A 20,697-nucleotide genomic window follows, 5' to 3' on the forward strand; every position below is an offset into this window, starting at 1 on the left:
CTTAGTTTTTCCCGTGATAGCAGCTTAGCTGTGGGATTTGAGAATTTGATAGATCTCTTCTTTTAAGTGGAGTTTTTTGCTCTTGAGCTCTTTCACTGCGGGATTGAAATCACTACCGACACGTTTTTCCAGTTGTTTGATTTCCTCATCTAATTGATTGTGCTCGTTGAATTTACGTTGAAAATGAGCATCTTGGGTCTTTAAGGTGGTAATCAGATCTCGGTACTCTGGAAACATTGGCGTTCTCCTTGTCGTCTTTCTACTGTGCTTTGGTCTCGTCTTAACCCTAACCTTAGGCATAATGAATAAACGTGATATGGATCAATATTTGTCCTTCTACAGGTTAATACTAAAGCGTGATTTCAGCAAATCAGCTATAAATCAATGATCTATATCTTTTATATTGCTTGATGTGGCGATTGAGTCAGATCTGACTCACACTTTATTCCACGTAATTGATACAAGCTCACAGAAGCATCACAGATTTGCTATCTTTGTGATCAAGCTGTAATAGATTTGGTAATTACATTACGGATGAACAATTCTTCTTGCCGATAATTCTGTGATCAAGTTAACCTTCACCGCTTCGATACTAGGTTAAAGTCGATTATATAAGAATTTTACTATCAAAAATGAAAGGGGTTTTCACGATGGCTGATGTATTTCATTTAGGTTTGACCAAAGCGATGCTCGATGGCGCTACGTTGGCGATTGTGCCAGGCGATCCTGAGCGTGTAAAACGTATTGCTGAGTTAATGGATAATCCAACGTTTCTTGCAAGCCACCGCGAGTACACCAGCTACCTAGCGTATGCTGATGGTAAGCCAGTGGTGATTTGTTCTACCGGTATCGGTGGTCCATCAACATCGATTGCGGTAGAAGAGTTAGCGCAATTAGGCGTGAATACTTTCTTACGTGTTGGTACTACTGGTGCGATTCAACCCCATGTGAATGTGGGTGATGTGATTGTGACTCAAGCGTCAGTGCGTTTAGATGGCGCAAGTTTGCACTTTGCACCAATGGAGTTCCCTGCGGTGGCTAACTTTGAATGTACCACAGCTATGGTTGCTGCGTGCCGCGATGCGGGTGTTGAGCCGCATATTGGTGTTACCGCATCTTCAGATACCTTCTATCCAGGTCAAGAGCGTTACGACACTGTCACTGGCCGTGTGACCCGCCGTTTTGCTGGTTCAATGAAAGAGTGGCAAGAAATGGGCGTGCTGAACTATGAAATGGAATCAGCTACCCTATTTACTATGTGTGCGACTCAAGGTTGGCGCGCTGCCTGTGTGGCGGGTGTGATCGTAAACCGTACTCAACAAGAAATTCCTGATGAAGCAACAATGAAGAAAACCGAAGTCAGTGCGGTTTCTATCGTGGTTGCAGCGGCTAAGAAGTTACTCGCGTAATCTTGGTTCAATATCACTCCCCTGCAAAGCGAGTGGCTCAATAACAAAAAAGGTGCCTTGGGCACCTTTTTAATTTTCAAAACTAACTTTGACTTTTGCCAGTCACTGTTAGAAGTGGTACTGAGCAATCACAGAGTAAGTGTCTTGGTCGATACCTTTCACGCCGTATTTATTGGTCCACAGATCGTACTCAATACCTACCAGCAGTTTATTTGCCTTATGGTCACCAAATAGGCTCTTACCTAAATCGTATTTAAGCTGAGGGTTAAAGTGGAAGTTCTCTTCATAACCACTGTTGTCTGTTGCAAATACCCAATCGATAAAGCCATCGAGAATGATGTTAGCAGACCCTACAGGGATATCGATTCTGAATACTGGGGTGAACTGCCAACCATCACTGATGTTGCCTGAGCTCATCGCATCGCGACGATAGGTGTTGAAGTTAAGGTAAGTAAAGTAAGGCACGGCAACATCGACCCCTAAGCCATAGAGCAAGCTATGCACAGGGCCTTCACCTTCTTCGTAGGTGAGGGCTAATGAAAGATCGGTAATTGGGCCGAAGGCAATCTTTTCGCCGAGGATTTTACTCGCGCTAAAGCGCGGTGAAATCTCTCCGTAGGTGGTGCTATCCATGCCCGTGTGGTCGCCTTTGAAATAGATAAAATCTTGGAAGGCAAACCAATCACCGTATTTCCATGCACCAGCGGTTTCGAGTGTGACTGTCGTTTGCTTGTCCGAAGGAGCCAAGTCGTAGTCTTCGCCATAAAGGGCGGTTGCACTGAAATCCCACCACTGTACTAAGTCACCAGCAAATGCTTGAGGTGAAAGCATTAATGCTAGACATAGGCATGTCTTTTTCATTGTTATTTCCTGTTGTAGGGGTAGAGGTTAATAAGGTTGTACTCAGTTCCTGCTCTGTGCACTGTATGGCAAAGCGACTCAGGTGTTGTGTCTTGAGTCGACCCCCGACAGAGAGCTAGGTCAAAAGTGCGGGCAATATATGCAAAAATTTACAATTATTCAAAGTTTTTATCGAATGTTGTTGTGAAAATCACATAATCATATTGTGGGTTTGTGTTTGCTTAATTTATTGATTTTGTATGATTATTTATTGTTCTCATTCTTGTTTGTTGATGTTTTAAGCTAACTTTTTGAATTGATTGTGCTTAATTTTAGAACAGAAACCCATAGCGTTTTCCCTATAAAGCGATTCAGCCTATTAGTCAGCTTCAGTTATTTCCCTTGCTGTCGTTTAAAAATCGGCGTATAAATTTATGACATATTATGTCGCGCGTCTGTTGTTCTGCTGCTATAGTGCTGCACTGGATGCTCTCATTTCAGGGGGAAATATGGAGTTTTCGAATCTGATTGTCATCTGGTCTATTATCGGGATTATCTTGATGCTAGCGGAACTGGTGATACCCGGAGGTATAGTTGTGCTTCTTGGTGCCGCCTGTTTAGTGGTCGCAGGTGCCTTAGGTATTGGCCTAGTGGAAGGCCTAGTTCAAAGTCTGACACTGTGGTTTATGTCGGCCATTGTCCTATTGCTTGCCTTTCGGCAAGTCACACAAAAATTGGTCGGTGGGGATTCCCATGTGGACAACACCGATGAAGAACTTGATATCTACAATCAAATCGCTCGAGTGAAACAAACCATAGGCCCAGGACAATCGACAGGAAGAGTCGAGTTTCAAGGGAGCGAATGGCCCGCATTGGGGGATGGTAGTGTCATTGCTGCGGGCTCTGAGGTCAGGATTATCTGCCGTGAAAACATTGCCCTAGTGGTTGAGCCTGTTCATCAGGCAACGTCTCAAAACTAAAGGATGAGTCTATGTTTGTGTTTACCTTAATCATTTTATTTGTCTTGTTTATTCTCTATAAGCTCATGCTAATAGTGCCAATGCGTGAGGTGCATGTCATTGAGCGTTTAGGGAAATTTCGCACTGTGTTACAACCGGGATTTCATTTCTTAATTCCCTTTTTCGACCGTGTGGCCTATCGCCACGATACCCGTGAGCAAGTGCTCGACGTGCCGCCACAAAGCTGTATCTCCAAGGATAACACTCAGCTTGAAGTGGATGGTTTAGTGTATCTCAAGGTTATGGATGGAAAACTAGCGAGCTACGGTATTGAAAACTATCGTAAAGCTGCCGTCAATCTGGCGCAAACTACGATGCGTTCTGAAATCGGTAAGCTCACTTTGAGTGAAACTTTTTCCGAGCGTGACCGCTTAAACGAATCCATAGTGCGCGAGATTGATAAGGCGTCTGAGCCTTGGGGGATCAAAGTGTTACGTTATGAGATCCGCAATATCACGCCATCGCGCCACGTGATCCATACCCTTGAAAAACAAATGGAAGCCGAGCGCCGTAAACGCGCTGAAATTACCCTAGCCAATGCTGAAAAGGCTGCGATGATCAATATGTCAGAGGGTGAACGCCAAGAAGCGATTAACATTTCTGAAGGCCAAAAACAGAAGCGTATCAACGAAGCTAAGGGTACAGGCCAAGAGATTGCCATTATTGCTAAGGCAAAGTCCGAAGGCATGGCAATGATTTCCCAAGCGTTAGCGGTTAATGGCGGTACCGATGCGATGAATATGTTGTTAAAAGAGCAGTTTATTGCTCAGGTTGGTAAGATCCTCAACGATTCGCAAGTGTCGGTCGTCCCGGCTGAAATGGCAAAACTCGAAGGATTCTTCGAAGGAATGGAACAAGTCACCCAAACCGTGGCTGGCCATAATGCAACTAGCAAAGGAGCACGCTAATGGAAATCCCATTGAATACTGATGTCGCAGTAATGGTTATTTGGGGGCTGATTTTCGCCATATTTGTGATTAAGCTGTTCCAATCCATTCGCTTAGTCCCGACTAAATCGGCCTATATCGTTGAGCGTTTAGGTAAGTACCACTCGACGTTAGATGCGGGTTTCCACACCCTGATCCCATTTGTCGATAAAGTGGCTTATATCCATGACTTAAAAGAAGAGACTATCGACGTGCCACCACAGGAGTGTTTCTCGAGCGATGAGGTGAATGTGGAAGTCGATGGGGTGATTTATATCTCTGTTACCGATCCTGTGAAGGCAAGCTACGGCATCACCGACTATCGTTATGCGGCTATCCAGCTGGCACAGACCACCACGCGCTCAGTGATCGGCACCTTAGATCTCGATCGCACCTTCGAAGAGAGGGATGTGATTTCCGCTAAGGTAGTGGAAGTGCTCGACCAAGCAGGCGCCATGTGGGGGATCCGCGTGCATCGTTATGAGATTAAAAACATTACGCCGCCCGAGACGGTGAAAAACGCCATGGAAATGCAAGTGAATGCCGAGCGTGAGCGCCGTGCATTACTGGCAAAGAGTGAGGGTGATAAGCAGAGTAAGATCAATCGTTCCGAAGGGATTAAAGCGGAAACGATTAACCGTTCTGAGGGGGAAATGCAGCGTCGTATCAACGAGGCCGAAGGTAAAGCGGAGGAGATTTTAACGCTGTCGCGTGCCACGGCGGAATCGATTGAACGTTTAGCAACAGTGATTGCCGCTCCTGGTGGCCATAACGCACTGCGTATGCAACTCGGTGAGCAGTACTTCAAGCAGCTTGATGGGTTAAGCCAAAAGTCTAGCCGTATTGTGTTGCCCGGTAATATGGTCGATTTCGATTACTGGATGAATAGCATAGGCTTAAAAGAGAAAGCTTAAGACACTAAACCATGCAGTTGCTTAAATATTCATAAGCTTAAGCACCAATAAACCTAAGGCCAAATAGTGATATTTGGCCTTATTTTTTGCGGTTTTGCATAGGAGTGACAAGGATGATTGGTTGAAAATGTTTCGGACGAATGCATCTAATTGACGCGGTACAGGGGGAATTCAATGAAGCCATCCGTTGGCGTTACATTGTATTAAGATTAAGCGCGTTAATAGGCCAAACGTTCAGAGATTTCAGAGTGGGAATGGGTTTCGATAAGCCGCGCGATAGTGTCTTGTTCAAGTACTGCTAAGGCGGAAATTTCGTTGTAAATCTTATCCTGCACATCTAAAGGCATGTGAACATGCTCCATAAACATCCGGATACTTAAGGCGTCACCACTTTTGAACAGTTGGCTAAATTCAGAGGCTTCGATCTCGATTAATGCATTCATAATACTTCACCCTGAGGTTGGTTTTTGGAGAGTAGACAACAGGTTTTGCTGTTTATTAAGAGATACGCCTAAGTTTGATCTAGGTCAATTAAACGCCATATTAATCTTTCTTAATAAACAAATTTACTGTGTAAAAATAGGTGGTTATAAATTCCATAAAATGAAGTTGTGACTTATACCAATCACATTAAATATCTAATCAGTTCAGAGCCTCACAGGCATCTCAATCCAAGGCGCATTGACGAAGAAATGGTTATTCCCTTTTAAGTCAATGTAACACGGGAGTGAGATGCCTGTGAGACTCCCGAAGGGCGGGGTTGAACGGGCTTTATACTGCGTTTAAGGCTTTCGACAGAGCACCACTATGCCTTCAAGCCTTCGCCTTGTCTAAAGCCCGTTTAACTCCCGCTGAATGAACAGATATTTGATACGATTGGTATTAGCTCAATGTTTAAAACGAGGCGAAAGAGGGGGGGTGGAAGCGGACTTCAGTTGGCAAGAAGATAAAAAAATCGCGGCGCGTAATGGCTCACGCGCCGCGATTCAGAGACCCATTTCCGAGTAGGATTACTTAGGAATGGCTAAGAGTTGGCAGCCATTGATCCCTGCATTTTGCAAGGTGTGACGCTTACGCTCGGCATCACGTTTGCGCTCATAAGGCCCGAGGATGACTTTGTACCAAGTGCCTGAGGTGCCCTCAATTTGCCTGACCTGCGCTTCTAATCCTTGGAATGCAATCACGGCCTTCATCTGGTTCGCCTGCGACTCCTGACGGAATGAGGCGCACTGCAATTGATATTGCTGTGGCGCTCGCGTCGCCACGACATCAGGAATATCCACTTCGACGTGTTTATTCTCAAGCTCGTCCAGATAGGTCCATTCTTCCTTGGGTTTAGGCGGCAAGGCATTCGGATCTTTCTTCGGCACTTCAACTACCGGCTGTTCCTCTACCGGAGCGGCGACGGCGACCTCTTGGCGTTCAGTCTCTTTCACCTTTGGTGTAAGGAGAGCAGCAGGTTCTTTTGTCTTCACTTCTTTTTCTGTTTTGACTTCTACAGGCGCTTCCTGCTTGGCCGTGTCTTTAATGCTCCACAGAAAATAGCCAAAACTGCCTACAGCAATAAAGGCAAACAGGATCAAAGGAATAGGAAGCTTACGGCTAGGCGGGGCCTTTTTAGCCGCAGGCCTTGCGCGTGTCGCGCGGATCGGGCGCGGTTTTGCGCCCGATTGCGGTCTTCTGTTGGCATAGTCACGATTGCTCATGGCTTACATCCGTTCTAGGGTTTCGATACCTAGTAGATTTAGGCCTTTTTGCAGAGTGCTCGCCGTCAGTTGTGACAGCAGTAAACGACTGTGTTTTTGCTCGTCGTTATCGGCTGCAAGCACTGGGCAGGCCTCATAGAAACTAGAGAAAGCTCCTGCTAATTCATAGAGGTAACCGCAGAGCACATGTGGTTGGCCTTTGTCGATAACACGGCTTAGGATTTCACCAAACTGCGCCAGTTTGTTGCCTAGATCTTTCTCTTTTTCGTGGTCGAGTACGATTTTGGCTTGGCTTAAGTCAACATCGGTCGCACGCTTAAAAATGCCAGCGACACGGGTGTAAGCGTATAACAGGTAAGGCGCGGTATTGCCTTCAAAGCTCAGCATTTGCTCGAAGCTGAAGATGTAATCGCTGGTACGGTTTTTCGACAGATCAGCATATTTTACCGCGCTGATCCCAACTACGCGGGCAATCTCTGCAAGTGTCGCTTCATCCATATCTGGATTCTTACTGCGAACTAATTCCAGCGCGCGGCTGTTGGCTTCGTCGAGCAGATCAACTAATTTCACCACGCCACCAGTACGGGTCTTGAACGGACGACCATCTTCGCCATTCATAGTACCAAAGCCTAAGTGCTCGAGTGACATATCCTCGCGGACAAACTTGGCCAGTTTGGCAAGGCTAAACACTTGCTGGAAGTGCAGTGCTTGGCGTAAATCAACAAAGTACAGCACGCGGTCGGCTTTGAGTACACTTGAGCGGTAACGCATCGCGGCTAAGTCGGTTGTGGCGTACAGGTAACCACCATCGGCTTTTTGAATGATAACCGGCAGTGGTTCGCCTTCTTTTGTGCGGAAGGCCTCTTGGAAGACCACTTTGGCGCCGTTACTTTCAGTCAATAAACCTTGGGCATCTAAATCTTTAACAACTTGCTCTAAATCGGCGTTGTAGGCGCTTTCACCGTGCACGTCGGCGCGGGTTAAACTCACCCCTAAACGCTCGTATACTTCGTGGCAATGGCTTAGCGAAATATCGTTAAATTCGCGCCACAGTTTGTTGCAGTACTCATCACCGGATTGCAGTGCAACCACAAGCTGACGGGCGCGGGTCGCGAACTCAGCCGATTCGTCGAAACGCAGTTTGGCGGCGCGGTAGAAGGTTTCGAGATCCGATAACTCTAATTGGGCTTGTTCGCCATTGGCTGCACGTAATTCTTCCATGTAAGCCAGCAACATACCAAATTGGGTGCCCCAGTCGCCCACGTGGTTTTGACGGATCACTTTGTGGCCTAAAAACTCGAGGGTGCGCACCACGCTATCGCCGATGATGGTTGAACGCAGGTGACCTACGTGCATCTCTTTGGCGAGGTTGGGTGATGAATAATCCACCACAACAGTTTGTGGTGCGGGTAATTTGATCCCTAAATGCGCATCGCCAATCGCGGCTTGTAATTGGTTAGCCAGTGCGCTGTCATCGATGAAGAAGTTGATAAAACCTGGGCCTGCAATTTCAACTTTTGCCACATAGGCGGAGGCGGGAAGGTTGTCGATGATCAGCTGTGCTAATTCACGCGGATTTTTACCTGTTGCCTTGGTTAGCATCATGGCTACGTTGGTTGCCAAGTCGCCATGGCTCTTATCCTTGGTTCGATCTACTTGAATTCGGGCCTCAAAATCCGCAGGTAAAATACCTTGTTGTTTAAAGGATTCGATAGTTTGTTCAAGTAATGATTGGATATGTGATTTCATGGGTTAATTAGCTACTAACTTTAAGAGTGAATACAGGGAATAACCGCGTATTTTAGCCGTTTGTGGTGACTAATTGCTATCTTCCCGATGATTTTTTATCAAATTATTGAATCACAACAGATCCTGCGGATCCCTATCTAGGCTCCAGCGGCAGCGTTTGGCTTCGGGCAGTTGTTCCACAAGCGGATAAATACGCTCGAACTCCTGCTGTAATCTATGTCTGTGTTTGGCCTGAAACATCAACTGGCGGCGGAACTTACCGGCCTTTCGATCGAGTGGCGCGGGCATTGGGCCGATAATCTCAAACTCTTTATCTTGGGGCAGCAAGGATGCAAACGCATTAAGAAAATTGTCAGCATCTAAGGCAGAATGCGCCTCGGCGCGCACCAGTACCATATGCCAAGCGGGTGGCAAGAGCGCCATTTGCCGTTCTTTTAATTGACTGCGGGCAAATTCGCCATAACCGCGGTGGAGTAAATCCCTAAGGATCGGGTTATCACTCTGGTGAGTTTGCAGAAGCACTGTACCGGGTTTATTGGCCCGCCCAGCGCGGCCCGCCACTTGGGTATAAAGCTGGCCGAAGCGCTCTGGCGCCCTAAAGTCGGCGCTAAATAGCGCACCATCGACATCGAGTAAGCCCACTAAGGTAACATCAGGGAAGTGGTGCCCTTTGGCCAGCATTTGGGTGCCAACCAAGATTTTATATTCGCCCTTATGAATCGCACTTAAATGGTTTTCTAGCGAACCTTTAAGGCGGGTGGTATCGCGATCGATACGCACCACTGGATATTTTGGAAACTCCAATTGCAGTGCTTCGGCGAGCTGCTCGGTACCAATACCTTGGCCCATCAACATGGTACTGCCGCAATTATGGCATTGCCTTGGGATGGCATATTGATTACCACAGTGGTGGCAGCGAATTTCCCCAAGGGATTGATGCACGGTAAAAAATGCATCGCAGCGGTCGCATTCGTGTAAGTGCCCACACTCGTGGCACAGCAGTGCTGGCGCAAAGCCGCGGCGGTTTAAAAATAGTAATACCTGATTGCCGGCCTCTAAATGGCTGCGGATCTCGTTGATAAGTGGTGCCGACATGCCCGCCTTAAGGGGCAGGTTTTTAATATCGACAATACCTTGGCGTACTTTTTTAGCATTGCCAGCCCGCTCACCGAGTTGCAGATGATGATAACGACCACTGAGGGCATTTTGCAGGCTTTCTAAGGAAGGCGTTGCTGACCCTAAAATCACTGGGATTGATTCTAAATGCCCACGCATTACCGCTAAGTCGCGCGCATGATAACCAACGCCTTCTTGCTGTTTAAAGCTGTTGTCGTGCTCTTCGTCGAGGATGATTACACCGGGAAATGCCATCGGCGTAAACAATGCGGAGCGAGTACCAATGATGATGGCCGCTTGGCCACAGCGAGCTTGCCGCCAGGCTTCGAGGCGCTGATTGTCGGTTAAACCTGAGTGCAGCACGGCAACATTCACCTTAAATCGGCGTTTAAAGCGATTAATGGTTTGCGGCGTGAGGCCAATTTCAGGCACTAGAATAAGTGCTTGTTTACCTTGTTTAAGGATATGTTCGAGCAAGGCTAAATAGACTTCTGTTTTACCCGAACCGGTAATGCCCTCGAGCAGAGTACAGTGATATCCTTGTTGCTGCGTTAATACCGTTACGGCAATTGCTTGCTCTTTATTTAGCCTGTGGGGCGTTTCATCGAGCTCGAGTTGGCTGCGCCAATCGAGATTGAGCTCGGCGAGTTTTTCGTGGCGGGCAATCCAGCCTTTATCTTCTAAGGTTTTGAGCGCGGTCTTGTTCAGCGCTAGGCTGATGACTTCTTCCTGGGTAAGACTGGTTTGTTTTAGCTGTTCGAGTAATTTTTTTTGAGCGGGCGCGCGTTTTAAGGTTTCTGGCGCAATATTGCTGCCAAGTGTCGTGATTTGCCAATATTGGATTTTTTGTGGCGCGGCATCTAGGCCCTTGCGCAGTGCTACAGGTAAGGCTTGGGTGAGCATTTGGCCTTGGCTGCAAAAGTAGTATCGGGCCGCCCATAGGGTTAATTTATAGAGCGATTCTGGCAATAAGGGCGCGTCATCAATAAACTCTATAACGGATTTCAGTTGCGTTGGCGCCAGATCGCAACTGTCAGTAATGGCGGTGACGAGACCAATAAGTTGTTGGCGTCCAAAGGGGACTTTGACCCGAACGCCAATTTGTGGTTTGGCTTGGGGGCTATCATCGCTTTGCTCGTTTGTCTTTACGCGATAAGTAAAGTTTTGCCGCATAGGCACAGGTAACGCAACTTCAACAAACAGTGACATATGCTGGGCGAGTCTAAAAGGGAAATGAGGTTTAGTGTACTCAGCGCGGCTAGCAAGGGCTAGTCCTAATGACAGTTTATCCAAGGATAGTTGAGAGTAAGTAAATGACTAAAATAGCGAAATCATTAGGACTCTTTGCCTTAGTATGCAGTGCTGCTGTGCAGGCACAGGTTTCCCATGTCAGCATCAACAATCGGATGTTTGAATTGGGCGCCTATCCCAAAATGCGCGTGAATGTGATCAGTGATAATCAGGATATGACGCGGCTTGAGTTTGTGTTGCATCAGTCCAGCGGTGAAGAAAAGCTGATGGCTGAGCAGCTTAATCGTTTTTTGATATTGCTGACGGGAGTTGAGGATGTCACTGATCCTAAGGCACGCTTGTTAGTTCGTGAATATCGAGTCGATCGCTGGTATGAAGTGAAAAATCTGCCGCTGTTTGATAATACTTCCTCTGCGACGTCTTCAGTATCGCAAGCAAAAACCGCGGTTGTTAAATCAAGCAAAGCAGCCAAAGCCGAAACTAGTCAGTTGGCGGCAAGCTCTGCTAAAAGTGACAAAACCACAGTTAAATCAACTAAGGTTGTGCAAGAGGTGAATTTAGTCACCGCTGAAGCAGATGTTGCGCCCGTTATTGTGGCGGCTGTGACGGCAAACGTTGCTGCGCCCCGCGCTTCTGGATTTACCTTCCCAGAGGATAAGCCTGAGGCGAAAGCATCCTCAGCTTCGAGTTTGTCTACAGAACCTTCTATAGCTAAGCCATCGACCGAACCATCTGCTGCCCAAGTCTCATCTGCAAACGCAGATATGGTAAAAGCTGATAAGAGTATAAATGGGATTGATGTGTCTGACGCTAAGACAGCCGAAGTGACTAAGATCGCTAGCTCGACAAATGCCAATGCAACAAGCTCGGGTGAGTGTATGTTGGATTATCACAACGAGACCCTATGGCGGATTGCCAATCGCTATGCCCTTGAGTGGCAAGTCAGTGTATATGGTGCGATGTTGGCGATTCATGACGCTAATCCTAAAGCATTTGCTAAAAATCGTATCAATGCCTTAAAGAAAGATGCCATTTTAACTTGTCCATCGGCTGAGATACTCGCGCGTTATCCCGATGCACAGGGCGCTAAGGCGAGTTTCGAAGATAGGGAAGCTGGCCAATAAAAGCTGAGACAAATGGGCAGTAAACAAGTGGATTATCGTTAAAATGCTCAGATAATCTACTTGTATCCGCTTAGGTGATACTGTAATATCCTGCGCCCTAACATATCCGTTATTAACTGCATGTGGTGTCCGACTTCGGGTTGGAAGAGCGACATGGCCTTACTTTTGAGGTAACCCCAATGAAACCAGGTATCCACCCAGAATATGCAGTAATCACTGCAAACTGTACTTGTGGCAACGTAATCAAAGTAAACTCTACTGCTGGTAAAGACCTGCATTTAGACGTTTGTGGTGCATGTCACCCATTCTACACAGGTACACAAAAAATTGTTGATACAGGCGGTCGTATCGACAAGTTCAACAAGCGTTTTGGTATGCTTGGCAAGAAATAATTGCGTTAGCAATATTTCTCTCGAAGGCGCCTCTGGCGCCTTTTTGCTTTTTGTCGTTAGCTGGCACGTAATCGCTACTTTTTAGCCTTTCTGGTACGACTTCAATTAAAAAAACACCACTATCACTTTCTTCCTGTTGAAATTGCGCAAAATCGACTTATTTATAGTAATTAACGATAAGATAATGCGGGTTAGTGTCTTTATTGTAATTTAGTCAACATTTTTTAGGTTTTACCACAGTTTTACCCTTGTTTTATTGCATATTTTCGTTTGTTTTCTACAAAATTAAACAGGTAATCATCCGTTATCGACTAAGATAAGTTTGTAAAACTTAGCTTAGGGCGACAATTCAGCCGTAAAGGCGAAATTTCTCAAGATCTTATTTAAAATGTGACCTAATTGGCGTATCTTACCCCGACCTGCCACACTGTTTAAATCACCCATAAATGAGGTGATCTTGAGTCGGTCGGCCTTACTTCCATACTTATAAATGTCGCATTTCAGGATGTTAAAATGTCAGATATTCGTCAACAAGCACTCGATTATCATGAATTCCCCGTTCCCGGTAAAACTGCAGTATGCCTCACTAAACCTGCTGAAACGAGCCATGACCTCGCGCTAGCCTATAGCCCTGGTGTGGCTGAACCAGTACGTGAAATTGCCGCTAATCCTGAAAATGCCTATCGTTATACCAACAAAGGTAACACTGTTGCCGTTATTTCTAACGGTACGGCGATTCTGGGCCTAGGCAACTTAGGTCCATTGGCTTCAAAGCCAGTTATGGAAGGTAAGGCACTATTATTCAAACACTTTGCTAATATCGACTCGACCGATATTGAAGTAACGCATAACACTGCTGAAGAGTTTATTAATACAGTTGCGGCCATTGCTGGCACCTTTGGTGGGATTAACCTTGAAGATATTAAAGCGCCGGAGTGCTTTGTTATCGAGCGCGAATTGATTGAGCGTTGTAATGTGCCAGTGTTTCACGATGACCAGCATGGCACAGCCATTGTTACCGCAGCTGGCATGATTAACGCTTTAGAGATTCAAGGTAAACTGATTAGCGATGCCACTTTTGTGTGTATGGGTGCTGGTGCGGCTGCCATTGCCTGTATGACCATGTTAGTGAAGTGTGGTGCTAACCGCGCCAACATTTACATGCTTGACACCAAAGGCGTGATCCATGCGGGTCGTACTGATCTGAATGAATACAAAGCCTTGTTTGCGAATGAGACTGACAAGCGTACCTTGCAAGATGTGATTAAAGGCGCTGACGTTTTCTTAGGGCTATCCGGCCCAAATGTGATTGGTGCTGAAGAAGTGGCCATGATGGCGGATAAGCCAGTGATTTTTGCCTGCTCAAACCCAGACCCTGAAATAAAACCTGAACTTGCCCACGCGACGCGCAGCGATTTAATTATGGGCACTGGTCGCAGCGATTATCCAAACCAAGTGAACAACGTACTGTGTTTTCCGTTTATTTTCCGCGGCGCATTAGATGTGCGTGCATCGTGCATTAACGATGAGATGAAGATTGCGGCTGTGCATGCCATTGCCGGATTAGCGAAAGAAGAAGTCCCAGCAAGTGTACTTAAGGCTTATCCAAAGGTAAGTTCATTAAGTTTTGGTCCTGAATATGTGTTACCAAAACCGATGGATCCACGTTTATTGCCGCGCGTGGCCCGCGCCGTGGCGCAAGCGGCCATTGATTCGGGTGTTGCTGCAATAACGACTTTGCCCCAATATGCGGATTAAGCGACAACAGAATTAATAGAAGAAGAGGCTAATTAGCCTCTTTTTTGTTTTAACGTTGGCTGAAATCTCTGCTATTGGCGCGATTTTCAATGTCTTTGAAAATAAATCCTAGGTTGCCTTTTAGCTTATGCTACTGAATAATCTTGAGTAGCATTTGTTTAACTCATGTTAAGAGTGCACCAATAATTATAATAATCCTGCAGGATAGCGGCTCGATGAAATTCACTCGAATGTTAACAACAAAACTAACCAGCTTCTGGTTAATGTCTTTAGCCGCTATTGCCTTCGTCTTTTTACTCAGCGCAATGATGAGTTTTGTACAATTAACCTATAAGTTTCAGCAGCAGAAAGTGTCTGAACTTGAATCCCTTCTAATAGAGCATTATCACTCCCAGCCCGATTGGGAGTTGGAGTCTTGGCTGCCTCCCATGTTGCTGGCGTATAACGCCGTTGAATTTCGTTTAACCATGAAGAGCGAAGTGCTTTTCGCCTATCACGGCAATGTGCAGACGCAAAATGCCATGGTGTATACCCATTTGCTCGATCCTCAGTCGGGTCTCACTATGGCACTGAGCTTGCCACAACCTTTCGAACATTACAGTGTGAGTTGGTATGAGTTGCTTATCTTGGGCATTGGTTTGCTAGCTGTGATTGCTTTGGTTCGTTTCGGACATATATGGTTTTCGCAGCAGTTGGATGGTATTGAGGAACTTGCTCAGCGCAGTCGATTAATTTTACAAGGTAAACATGAACAAGCGCTGGCAACCCCTGGTAATGGTAAGCCAAGGCTAATCAATAGAGCCTTAACCAAACTGCTTGAGGAATTGCAGGATGCCCATAAGGAACGAGGTCGTTTCGATAAGTTTATTCGCTCCAATACCTTTTTAGATGCGCAAACCCGTATTGGTAATCGGCTGTTTTTAAATAACCGCCTCGATGCCATGAGCCATGACCAAGGTATGGTCGCTCATGGGGTGATTTATCTGTTAGAAATGGATGATCTCGATTTGATACAGCAGGCAAAGGGTGAAGCTGCTGTTAAAGAGTTACTCCATGCGACGGTCAATAGTATTAACTCTATCTTGCAAACCTTGCCGAACAGTATTTTTGCGCGGCGTAACCATAATCAATTTGCGATAGTTGTGCCCCACGTCTCTTTGATTGAGGCAGATCAGCTCGCCAGTAAGTTACTTAAAGTCTGCTTGAGTCAAACCTTGCCCGATGATGTGGACAATAGAGATAACTTTTACCACTTGGGCTGTGCTTATTTTACCGCCGGGGATAATGTTAATCAGCTGCTTGATGAGGCCGATATGGCGTTACGTGCTGCTCAATTACAAGGTAATAGTAATTGGTTTATGTACGATAAGGGCGCGATTGATGAGGAGTTTGCCAAAGGTTCAGTGCGTTGGCGCAGCTTCTTAGAGAATGCCTTAGTTCAGCGGCGTTTTTATCCCTTTAGTCAGCCCATTATGGATTTAGATGGGGGAGAGCACCATAAAGAGATCTTTACCCGGGCGCGGGATAATCAAGGGACATTAGTGCGGGCGACGTTGTTTATCCCCATGGCAAACAAATGTGGTTTGATGCCACAAATTGAACGGCAGATGATTGAGCGTGTATTGGGGTTGCTCGGCCAAGAGCAGCATAAAGATCAGACCTATAGTGTGAATCTTAGCTTAGATAGTTTGATGAGCCGCGCCTTTACCCAGTGGCTTAAAACGACCTTACTTGAGCATCGCCATCTGACACCTCAACTGATTTTTGAGGTGTCAGAGGATATAGTGATCCAGCATCAAGACAAGCTTCAGCCTAAACTCGATATGATCCGTAAGATGGGCGCTCGTCTGTGTGTCGACCATGTTGGACAACAGGTTGTTGGCACTTACTATATCCGAGAGTGCCATTTCGACATGATTAAACTGCACCGTTCTATCGTACGTCATATTCATTTACGCCCTGAAAATCAATTGTTTATTCGTAGTTTAATCGGTGGTTTGTACCGTACTGAAGTGCAAGTGTGTGCGGAGGGGGTTGAAGTGTTTGAAGAATGGCAAACTTTGCAAATTCTTGGGGTGGGGATGGCCCAGGGCATGTATTTTAGCGATCCAGCAGAGGTGTTATAAGTCGTATTGTTTTCCCCGAGTGATGTGATCCTCGTGGAAGAATAGGGCTGGGTTGTTGAATTTCTCTATAAAATTCACAGATTAGCGGATAAACTAGCCTGTGCCAAAATTATGACGCTGGATATGACGAATTTCGCATTCTAATTGCTGTGAGCTTATCTCCGTCTGGTGGTGTAGAAATAGCGCAATTCGCTGGCTTATCACTCAAGCTTAACTTTATCGGAAGACAGGCATTTTTATGGATAAAGGACTTTTTGCTCGGTTGGCCTTTTGGCGAGCCAAACAGACGGGTGTTGCACTGGGGGTGTATGTCTGTGCTGATAAGCTGTGGGTCTATGCACCTGCCACCGAACGTCTGCATGAGCAGTGGGTTTCTTTTGAATTACAACAAGATCAATGGCAAAGCGTCTTTGCTGAACTTGCCAGCACTTTCCCCCATGCCGCTTTACAGATCACTCTTAGTAGTGGTCGCTATCAATTGCTCGTCGCCGATAAACCGAATGTCGATAGTGAAGAATTATCTCAAGCTTTGATTTGGTCTATCAAAGATATGGTCAATATTCCTGTGCCGCAAATTCACTTGGATTATTTTGAGCCCCCTTTGCCAAGCAATAAACTCAATGTTGTCGTTGTCGATAAAGACAAATTGATCAATATGGTTCAAGCCATCAGTGAGCAAGGCTTGACTGTTTTAGGGATTAGCATCGAAGAACTCGCGATGACCAACCTGTTTATCGATGATAATCAGGCAAGATTGGTCGTTAGCCATCATTCTGGGCAGGAGTTGTTACTGACGGTGGTAAAACAGGGGCTGTTATATATGCAGCGCCGTGTACGCGGTTTTAGCCAATTAGATAAGGCTGAAGTGGATGAACTAAACTATGGATTGGCAGATAACTTAAGCCTAGAAATTCAAAGATCTATGGATTATTTTGAGAGTCAACTGCGCCAGCCTCCTGTTAACTCCATTGAGTTATTTGCCGACGGTGCGGTCGATGCCTTAGCGAAGTTGGTGTCTGCCAACTTTAATCAAGCTGTAAACGTGGTTAATAAGACCTCCGTTGGCGCGAAAATGGCGGGATTGGCCTTTAGTGAGCTTTCACGAGGTGACGAGTGATAAAATCGAGAGTCAACCTATATTCTGCCGCCCTATTGCCGCCAAAGCAGAGCTTAACCTTCGCTAAATTAATCAGTTATACCGTAGGCTTGTTAGTTGTCTGCGGTGCAGTTGCCGGTTTTAGCTATTGGACATTAAATGAGTCTGTGCAGGCGCTAAGCCAAGCGTCAGCGCAAAAACAGCAATTTGACCAGCAAAAGGCGGAGTTTGAAGCACAAATCGCCGCCCGTAAACCCGATCCTGAGTTAGTTGCGCGCGTCGAGTTAGAGTCACAGCAGCTCGAGCTAAAGCAATTATTAATGAATGAGCTGGCACTGCGCTCCTCCCTCACCAGCCGAGGTTTTGCACCTGTATTGAAGGATTTGGCTATGGTGGCCGATGCGAGTGTTTGGCTTAACCATATTGTGATTAACGAGCAGCACTTTATGTTTGAAGGATTTGCAGATCATCCTCAGAGTATCCCGCTTTGGGTGAGTAAGCTAAAAGCGACCCAGACCTTAAAAGGGCAGGCTTTTTCGTCTATGACCATGGATCGCGGTGAGGATAAACCGCTGGCTTTCACGCTGACGAGTGAGACCCCAGAGGAGCAGGCGCGATGAAAGCCCAATTTGAACAATTAGCGCAAAAGTTTGATGCTCTCAGCCAACGCGAGCGTGGGCTAATCGCCATTGCCCTGTTAGCACTGATCGCTATGTTGGCTTATATGCCTATTGAGTCGCTTTGGAAACAACAGCATTCGACGGCGCAGCAGTTAAAGGTCATAGAGCAAGAAAATCAGGTTTCGGTGCAACAGATTGATTTATATCAGCAGCGATTAGCGCTAGATCCCAATCAGGACTATCGCCAGCGTTTAACCTTGCTACAGCAACAAAACCAACAGCTTGATATTCAGCTTAACGAGCAGATGGTCGATATGGTGCCCGCCGATTATATGCCTGAACTATTGGGTAATCTGCTTGGGCAGGTTCAGGGGATTACCTTACTGAAGTTTACCTCTGTCGCGCCCGTACCACTGCTTGCGGTAGGTGAAGAGAAAAAGTTGAATTTGTATAGCCATGGGATCCGCATGAGCTTAGAAGGTGATTATTTCTCGGTATTGCGTTTTGTTGAAGCAGTAGAAGCCATGCCCGACAAACTTTACTGGAAACGCCTCGACTATAAAGTGGCTGATTATCCCAAAGGGAAAGTCGATATCGAGCTTTATACCTTGAGTATTAATAAGGACTTTATCAGTGTTGCTCAATAAGCCTTATATTTTCATCGCATTACTGGTGATTTCGGCACAAGTGTCGGCTGAAAACTTACGGGACCCTACTTTGCCCGGTAAAAGCTATTCGGCTGTAAGCGCTGCGAGTCAAAATCAGCATCAAGCCTTAGTGCTCAACAGCATTGTCAGCTCAGGCAACACGGCTTACGCCGTGATTAATAATAAAATTGTGTCCGTAGGTGATAGCATCCAAGGGGTCAAAGTCGTGCGTATTACCCCCTCGTCAGTATCACTTTCTGACGGACGGAAATTAGCATTATTTCAAGCAATAACAGAGAGATAGGGAATAAGACTCAGATGACCGCCATTAAATACTTCACACCTCTACTCTCACTTTGCCTTATGGCTTGCCAAACTACAGATAGACCGCAGCCTATGGCATCAAAAGAGGCTCTTTCTGCGTCGATGCAGGCCGCGAAGCTGTCAACGCCACCTCCGCCAGCCGTTATGCCAGACGCGGTGCAGCGTGAACTAAATACTAATACCTTAATGGGCAGTTTAGCAGCGCCCATGGAAACCGAACGTCGTATCGATGTTTCTGCCCATGATGTCGATGCGAGGGTGTTTTTTCCGAGCCTCGTTCAGGGAACCCCCTTTAGTGTGGCGGTGCATCCCGATGTGCAGGGCACGATTTCATTGTCGCTAAAAGGCGTGACATTGAGCGAAGCCATTCAAGTGGTTGAAGATATTTATGGCTATGAGGTCAGCCGTGAAGGACGTATTTTGCGAGTATTCCCTGCGGGGATGCGTACTGAGACTTTTCCGGTCAATTACTTATACATGGTACGCGATGGCCTGTCGTTAACCTCGGTGAGTTCGGGCCGAATTTCCGATAACAGCAACTCGAATAACAATAACGGCAATAATAACTCGAATAACGGTAACGTTAGTGGCAATAACAATTCGAGTAACGGTAATAATGCCAACAATAACAGCAGCGATAGCAGCAATGGCACCTTTATCCGTTCGCACACTAAGACCGATTTTTGGGGCGAGTTAAAAGAAACCTTAACCGCCATTGTGGGTGACACGGGCGGCGGTCGCCAAGTGGTCGTCACTCCACAGGCGGGATTAGTGACGATTCGTGCCTATCCGAATGAATTACGTCAAGTGCGTGCATTTTTAAGTTCGGCAGAGACACATTTACAACGCCAAGTGATCCTTGAGGCAAAGATCCTCGAGGTGACTCTGTCTGATGGTTATCAGCAGGGGATTCAATGGCAAGCGCTTGGTTCAGCGTTAGCAGGGGGAAATACTCAGGTAGGCGTAGGTACGTCTGCTGGTCCAGGTTTGAGTGATCAAATTAGCTCAACGCTGGGTGGCGTAACGACGATTAGTTTCAAGGGTGCGGATTTTGCGGGGATGATTAACCTGCTCGATACCCAAGGTGATGTGGATGTATTATCCAGCCCAAGGGTGACGGCATCGAATAACCAAAAAGCGGTAATTAAAGTCGGTACCGATGAGTATTTTGTTACCGATGTTTCATCAACTACTGTGGCTGGCACTACGCCTATTACGACACCTCAAGTTCAATTAACTCCTTTTTTCTCGGGGATTGCGCTGGATGTAACTCCGCAAATCGATAAAGACGGCAACGTATTACTGCATGTTCATCCATCGGTGATCGATGTCAAAGAACAGGAAAAAGGCATTGTAATCAATGACCAACCTTTAAAATTACCCTTGGCGCAAAGTGAAATTCGCGAATCTGATACTGTGATCCGTGCGGCTTCTGGCGATGTTGTCGTCATTGGTGGTTTGATGAAGAGTGAAAACTCAGAAGTGGTATCGCAAGTACCTTTGCTTGGTGATATCCCTTGGGTGGGTGAACTGTTTAAAAACCGCAGTAAGCAGAAGAAGAAAACCGAGCTGATTATTATGTTAAAGCCGACCGTGGTGGGCGGGGATACGTGGAAAAACGAGTTAGAGCGTTCTAAGACCTTACTCGACCGTTGGTATCCAGAAAATAAGTAAGCTTTC

Annotated in this window: 19 protein-coding genes; 13 read left to right on the forward strand and 6 right to left on the reverse strand. The window is 46.3% G+C overall.

Annotated features, from left to right (window positions below):
* Positions 1-24: 24 nt before the first annotated feature.
* The gene (locus M0413_RS03180) at positions 25-237 is read right to left on the reverse strand and encodes an HP1242/YdcH family protein (protein ID WP_037428200.1); all 213 of its coding nucleotides are present in this window, start codon (positions 235-237) and stop codon (positions 25-27) included.
* A 413-nt stretch (positions 238-650) separates the two neighbouring features.
* Between M0413_RS03180 and udp the strand changes: the two genes are divergently transcribed.
* Positions 651-1,409 (forward strand): uridine phosphorylase, encoded by a 759-nt coding sequence (udp, locus tag M0413_RS03185; RefSeq protein ID WP_037422367.1) that lies wholly within the window; start codon positions 651-653, stop codon positions 1,407-1,409.
* 108 nt (positions 1,410-1,517) lie between these two features.
* Here the strand turns inward: udp and M0413_RS03190 are convergent, their stop codons facing one another.
* Positions 1,518-2,270 carry an outer membrane protein OmpK gene (locus M0413_RS03190; RefSeq protein ID WP_055648047.1) on the reverse strand — a complete coding sequence of 251 codons (753 nt, stop codon included), beginning with the start codon at positions 2,268-2,270 and terminating at the stop codon, positions 1,518-1,520.
* A 488-nt stretch (positions 2,271-2,758) separates the two neighbouring features.
* Between M0413_RS03190 and M0413_RS03195 the strand changes: the two genes are divergently transcribed.
* Genes M0413_RS03195 through M0413_RS03205 form a run of 3 tightly spaced genes read left to right on the forward strand, consistent with a single transcriptional unit; the run spans position 2,759 to position 5,108 of the window.
* On the forward strand, positions 2,759-3,229 hold the full coding sequence (locus M0413_RS03195; RefSeq protein ID WP_055648046.1) for an NfeD family protein: 471 nt from the start codon (positions 2,759-2,761) through the stop codon (positions 3,227-3,229).
* An 11-nt stretch (positions 3,230-3,240) separates the two neighbouring features.
* Entirely contained in the window at positions 3,241-4,176 is a 936-nt protein-coding gene (locus M0413_RS03200; protein WP_037422376.1) for an SPFH domain-containing protein, read from the forward strand.
* Positions 4,176-5,108 carry an SPFH domain-containing protein gene (locus tag M0413_RS03205; protein ID WP_037422379.1) on the forward strand — a complete coding sequence of 311 codons (933 nt, stop codon included), beginning with the start codon at positions 4,176-4,178 and terminating at the stop codon, positions 5,106-5,108. The genes M0413_RS03200 and M0413_RS03205 overlap by 1 nt, the downstream gene beginning before the upstream one ends.
* A gap of 218 nt (positions 5,109-5,326) precedes the next feature.
* Here the strand turns inward: M0413_RS03205 and M0413_RS03210 are convergent, their stop codons facing one another.
* The 4 genes from M0413_RS03210 to priA all read right to left on the reverse strand — a co-directional run bounded on the left by M0413_RS03210 (position 5,327) and on the right by priA (position 10,888).
* Complete coding sequence (locus M0413_RS03210; RefSeq protein ID WP_023266915.1) at positions 5,327-5,551, reverse strand: hypothetical protein; 225 nt, start codon at positions 5,549-5,551, stop codon at positions 5,327-5,329.
* A gap of 567 nt (positions 5,552-6,118) precedes the next feature.
* A complete protein-coding gene (locus M0413_RS03215; protein ID WP_088586609.1) occupies positions 6,119-6,814 on the reverse strand; it encodes an SPOR domain-containing protein in 696 nt (231 codons plus the stop codon).
* A 3-nt stretch (positions 6,815-6,817) separates the two neighbouring features.
* Positions 6,818-8,563, reverse strand: coding sequence for an arginine--tRNA ligase (gene argS / locus M0413_RS03220; protein ID WP_172589030.1), 1,746 nt, complete (start codon positions 8,561-8,563; stop codon positions 6,818-6,820).
* Positions 8,564-8,674: 111 nt separating this feature from the next.
* Positions 8,675-10,888, reverse strand: a complete 2,214-nt coding sequence (gene priA, locus M0413_RS03225; RefSeq protein ID WP_144376320.1) for a primosomal protein N' — start codon at positions 10,886-10,888, stop codon at positions 8,675-8,677.
* Positions 10,889-10,992: 104 nt separating this feature from the next.
* Between priA and M0413_RS03230 the strand changes: the two genes are divergently transcribed.
* The 9 genes from M0413_RS03230 (at position 10,993) to mshL (ending at position 20,691) form a co-directional block, all read left to right on the forward strand.
* A complete protein-coding gene (locus M0413_RS03230) occupies positions 10,993-12,054 on the forward strand; it encodes a FimV/HubP family polar landmark protein (protein ID WP_249553169.1) in 1,062 nt (353 codons plus the stop codon).
* A gap of 179 nt (positions 12,055-12,233) precedes the next feature.
* Positions 12,234-12,446 (forward strand): 50S ribosomal protein L31, encoded by a 213-nt coding sequence (rpmE, locus tag M0413_RS03235; protein ID WP_037422397.1) that lies wholly within the window; start codon positions 12,234-12,236, stop codon positions 12,444-12,446.
* 513 nt (positions 12,447-12,959) lie between these two features.
* Positions 12,960-14,204, forward strand: a complete 1,245-nt coding sequence (locus M0413_RS03240; protein WP_037422400.1) for a malic enzyme-like NAD(P)-binding protein — start codon at positions 12,960-12,962, stop codon at positions 14,202-14,204.
* Between the two features lie 215 nt (positions 14,205-14,419).
* Complete coding sequence (csrD, locus tag M0413_RS03245) at positions 14,420-16,330, forward strand: RNase E specificity factor CsrD (RefSeq protein ID WP_249553170.1); 1,911 nt, start codon at positions 14,420-14,422, stop codon at positions 16,328-16,330.
* Positions 16,331-16,568: 238 nt separating this feature from the next.
* Positions 16,569-17,447 (forward strand): pilus assembly protein PilM, encoded by an 879-nt coding sequence (locus M0413_RS03250; protein WP_249553171.1) that lies wholly within the window; start codon positions 16,569-16,571, stop codon positions 17,445-17,447.
* Positions 17,444-18,046 carry a PilN domain-containing protein gene (locus M0413_RS03255; RefSeq protein WP_037422409.1) on the forward strand — a complete coding sequence of 201 codons (603 nt, stop codon included), beginning with the start codon at positions 17,444-17,446 and terminating at the stop codon, positions 18,044-18,046. The genes M0413_RS03250 and M0413_RS03255 overlap by 4 nt, the downstream gene beginning before the upstream one ends.
* Entirely contained in the window at positions 18,043-18,693 is a 651-nt protein-coding gene (locus tag M0413_RS03260; RefSeq protein ID WP_249553172.1) for an MSHA biogenesis protein MshJ, read from the forward strand. Before M0413_RS03255 ends, M0413_RS03260 begins: the two co-directional genes overlap by 4 nt.
* The gene (locus M0413_RS03265; RefSeq protein ID WP_037422414.1) at positions 18,680-18,997 is read left to right on the forward strand and encodes an MSHA biogenesis protein MshK; all 318 of its coding nucleotides are present in this window, start codon (positions 18,680-18,682) and stop codon (positions 18,995-18,997) included. Before M0413_RS03260 ends, M0413_RS03265 begins: the two co-directional genes overlap by 14 nt.
* 14 nt (positions 18,998-19,011) lie before the next feature.
* Positions 19,012-20,691, forward strand: coding sequence for a pilus (MSHA type) biogenesis protein MshL (gene mshL, locus M0413_RS03270; RefSeq protein ID WP_249553174.1), 1,680 nt, complete (start codon positions 19,012-19,014; stop codon positions 20,689-20,691).
* The last annotated feature ends 6 nt before the right edge of the window (positions 20,692-20,697 follow it).

The sequence above is a fragment of the Shewanella sp. 8A genome, from assembly GCF_023475945.1.
In the GTDB taxonomy this organism is placed as follows: Bacteria; Pseudomonadota; Gammaproteobacteria; order Enterobacterales; family Shewanellaceae; genus Shewanella; species Shewanella xiamenensis.

What these genes read in the sequence shown, in the direction of transcription:
- M0413_RS03180 (WP_037428200.1), bottom strand. Translation starts at nt 237, where the DNA reads ATGTTTCCAGAGTACCGAGATCTGATTACCACCTTAAAGACCCAAGAT.
- udp (WP_037422367.1), top strand. Translation starts at nt 651, where the DNA reads ATGGCTGATGTATTTCATTTAGGTTTGACCAAAGCGATGCTCGATGGC.
- M0413_RS03190 (WP_055648047.1), bottom strand. Translation starts at nt 2,270, where the DNA reads ATGAAAAAGACATGCCTATGTCTAGCATTAATGCTTTCACCTCAAGCA.
- M0413_RS03195 (WP_055648046.1), top strand. Translation starts at nt 2,759, where the DNA reads ATGGAGTTTTCGAATCTGATTGTCATCTGGTCTATTATCGGGATTATC.
- M0413_RS03200 (WP_037422376.1), top strand. Translation starts at nt 3,241, where the DNA reads ATGTTTGTGTTTACCTTAATCATTTTATTTGTCTTGTTTATTCTCTAT.
- M0413_RS03205 (WP_037422379.1), top strand. Translation starts at nt 4,176, where the DNA reads ATGGAAATCCCATTGAATACTGATGTCGCAGTAATGGTTATTTGGGGG.
- M0413_RS03210 (WP_023266915.1), bottom strand. Translation starts at nt 5,551, where the DNA reads ATGAATGCATTAATCGAGATCGAAGCCTCTGAATTTAGCCAACTGTTC.
- M0413_RS03215 (WP_088586609.1), bottom strand. Translation starts at nt 6,814, where the DNA reads ATGAGCAATCGTGACTATGCCAACAGAAGACCGCAATCGGGCGCAAAA.
- argS (WP_172589030.1), bottom strand. Translation starts at nt 8,563, where the DNA reads ATGAAATCACATATCCAATCATTACTTGAACAAACTATCGAATCCTTT.
- priA (WP_144376320.1), bottom strand. Translation starts at nt 10,888, where the DNA reads ATGTCACTGTTTGTTGAAGTTGCGTTACCTGTGCCTATGCGGCAAAAC.
- M0413_RS03230 (WP_249553169.1), top strand. Translation starts at nt 10,993, where the DNA reads ATGACTAAAATAGCGAAATCATTAGGACTCTTTGCCTTAGTATGCAGT.
- rpmE (WP_037422397.1), top strand. Translation starts at nt 12,234, where the DNA reads ATGAAACCAGGTATCCACCCAGAATATGCAGTAATCACTGCAAACTGT.
- M0413_RS03240 (WP_037422400.1), top strand. Translation starts at nt 12,960, where the DNA reads ATGTCAGATATTCGTCAACAAGCACTCGATTATCATGAATTCCCCGTT.
- csrD (WP_249553170.1), top strand. Translation starts at nt 14,420, where the DNA reads ATGAAATTCACTCGAATGTTAACAACAAAACTAACCAGCTTCTGGTTA.
- M0413_RS03250 (WP_249553171.1), top strand. Translation starts at nt 16,569, where the DNA reads ATGGATAAAGGACTTTTTGCTCGGTTGGCCTTTTGGCGAGCCAAACAG.
- M0413_RS03260 (WP_249553172.1), top strand. Translation starts at nt 18,043, where the DNA reads ATGAAAGCCCAATTTGAACAATTAGCGCAAAAGTTTGATGCTCTCAGC.
- mshL (WP_249553174.1), top strand. Translation starts at nt 19,012, where the DNA reads ATGACCGCCATTAAATACTTCACACCTCTACTCTCACTTTGCCTTATG.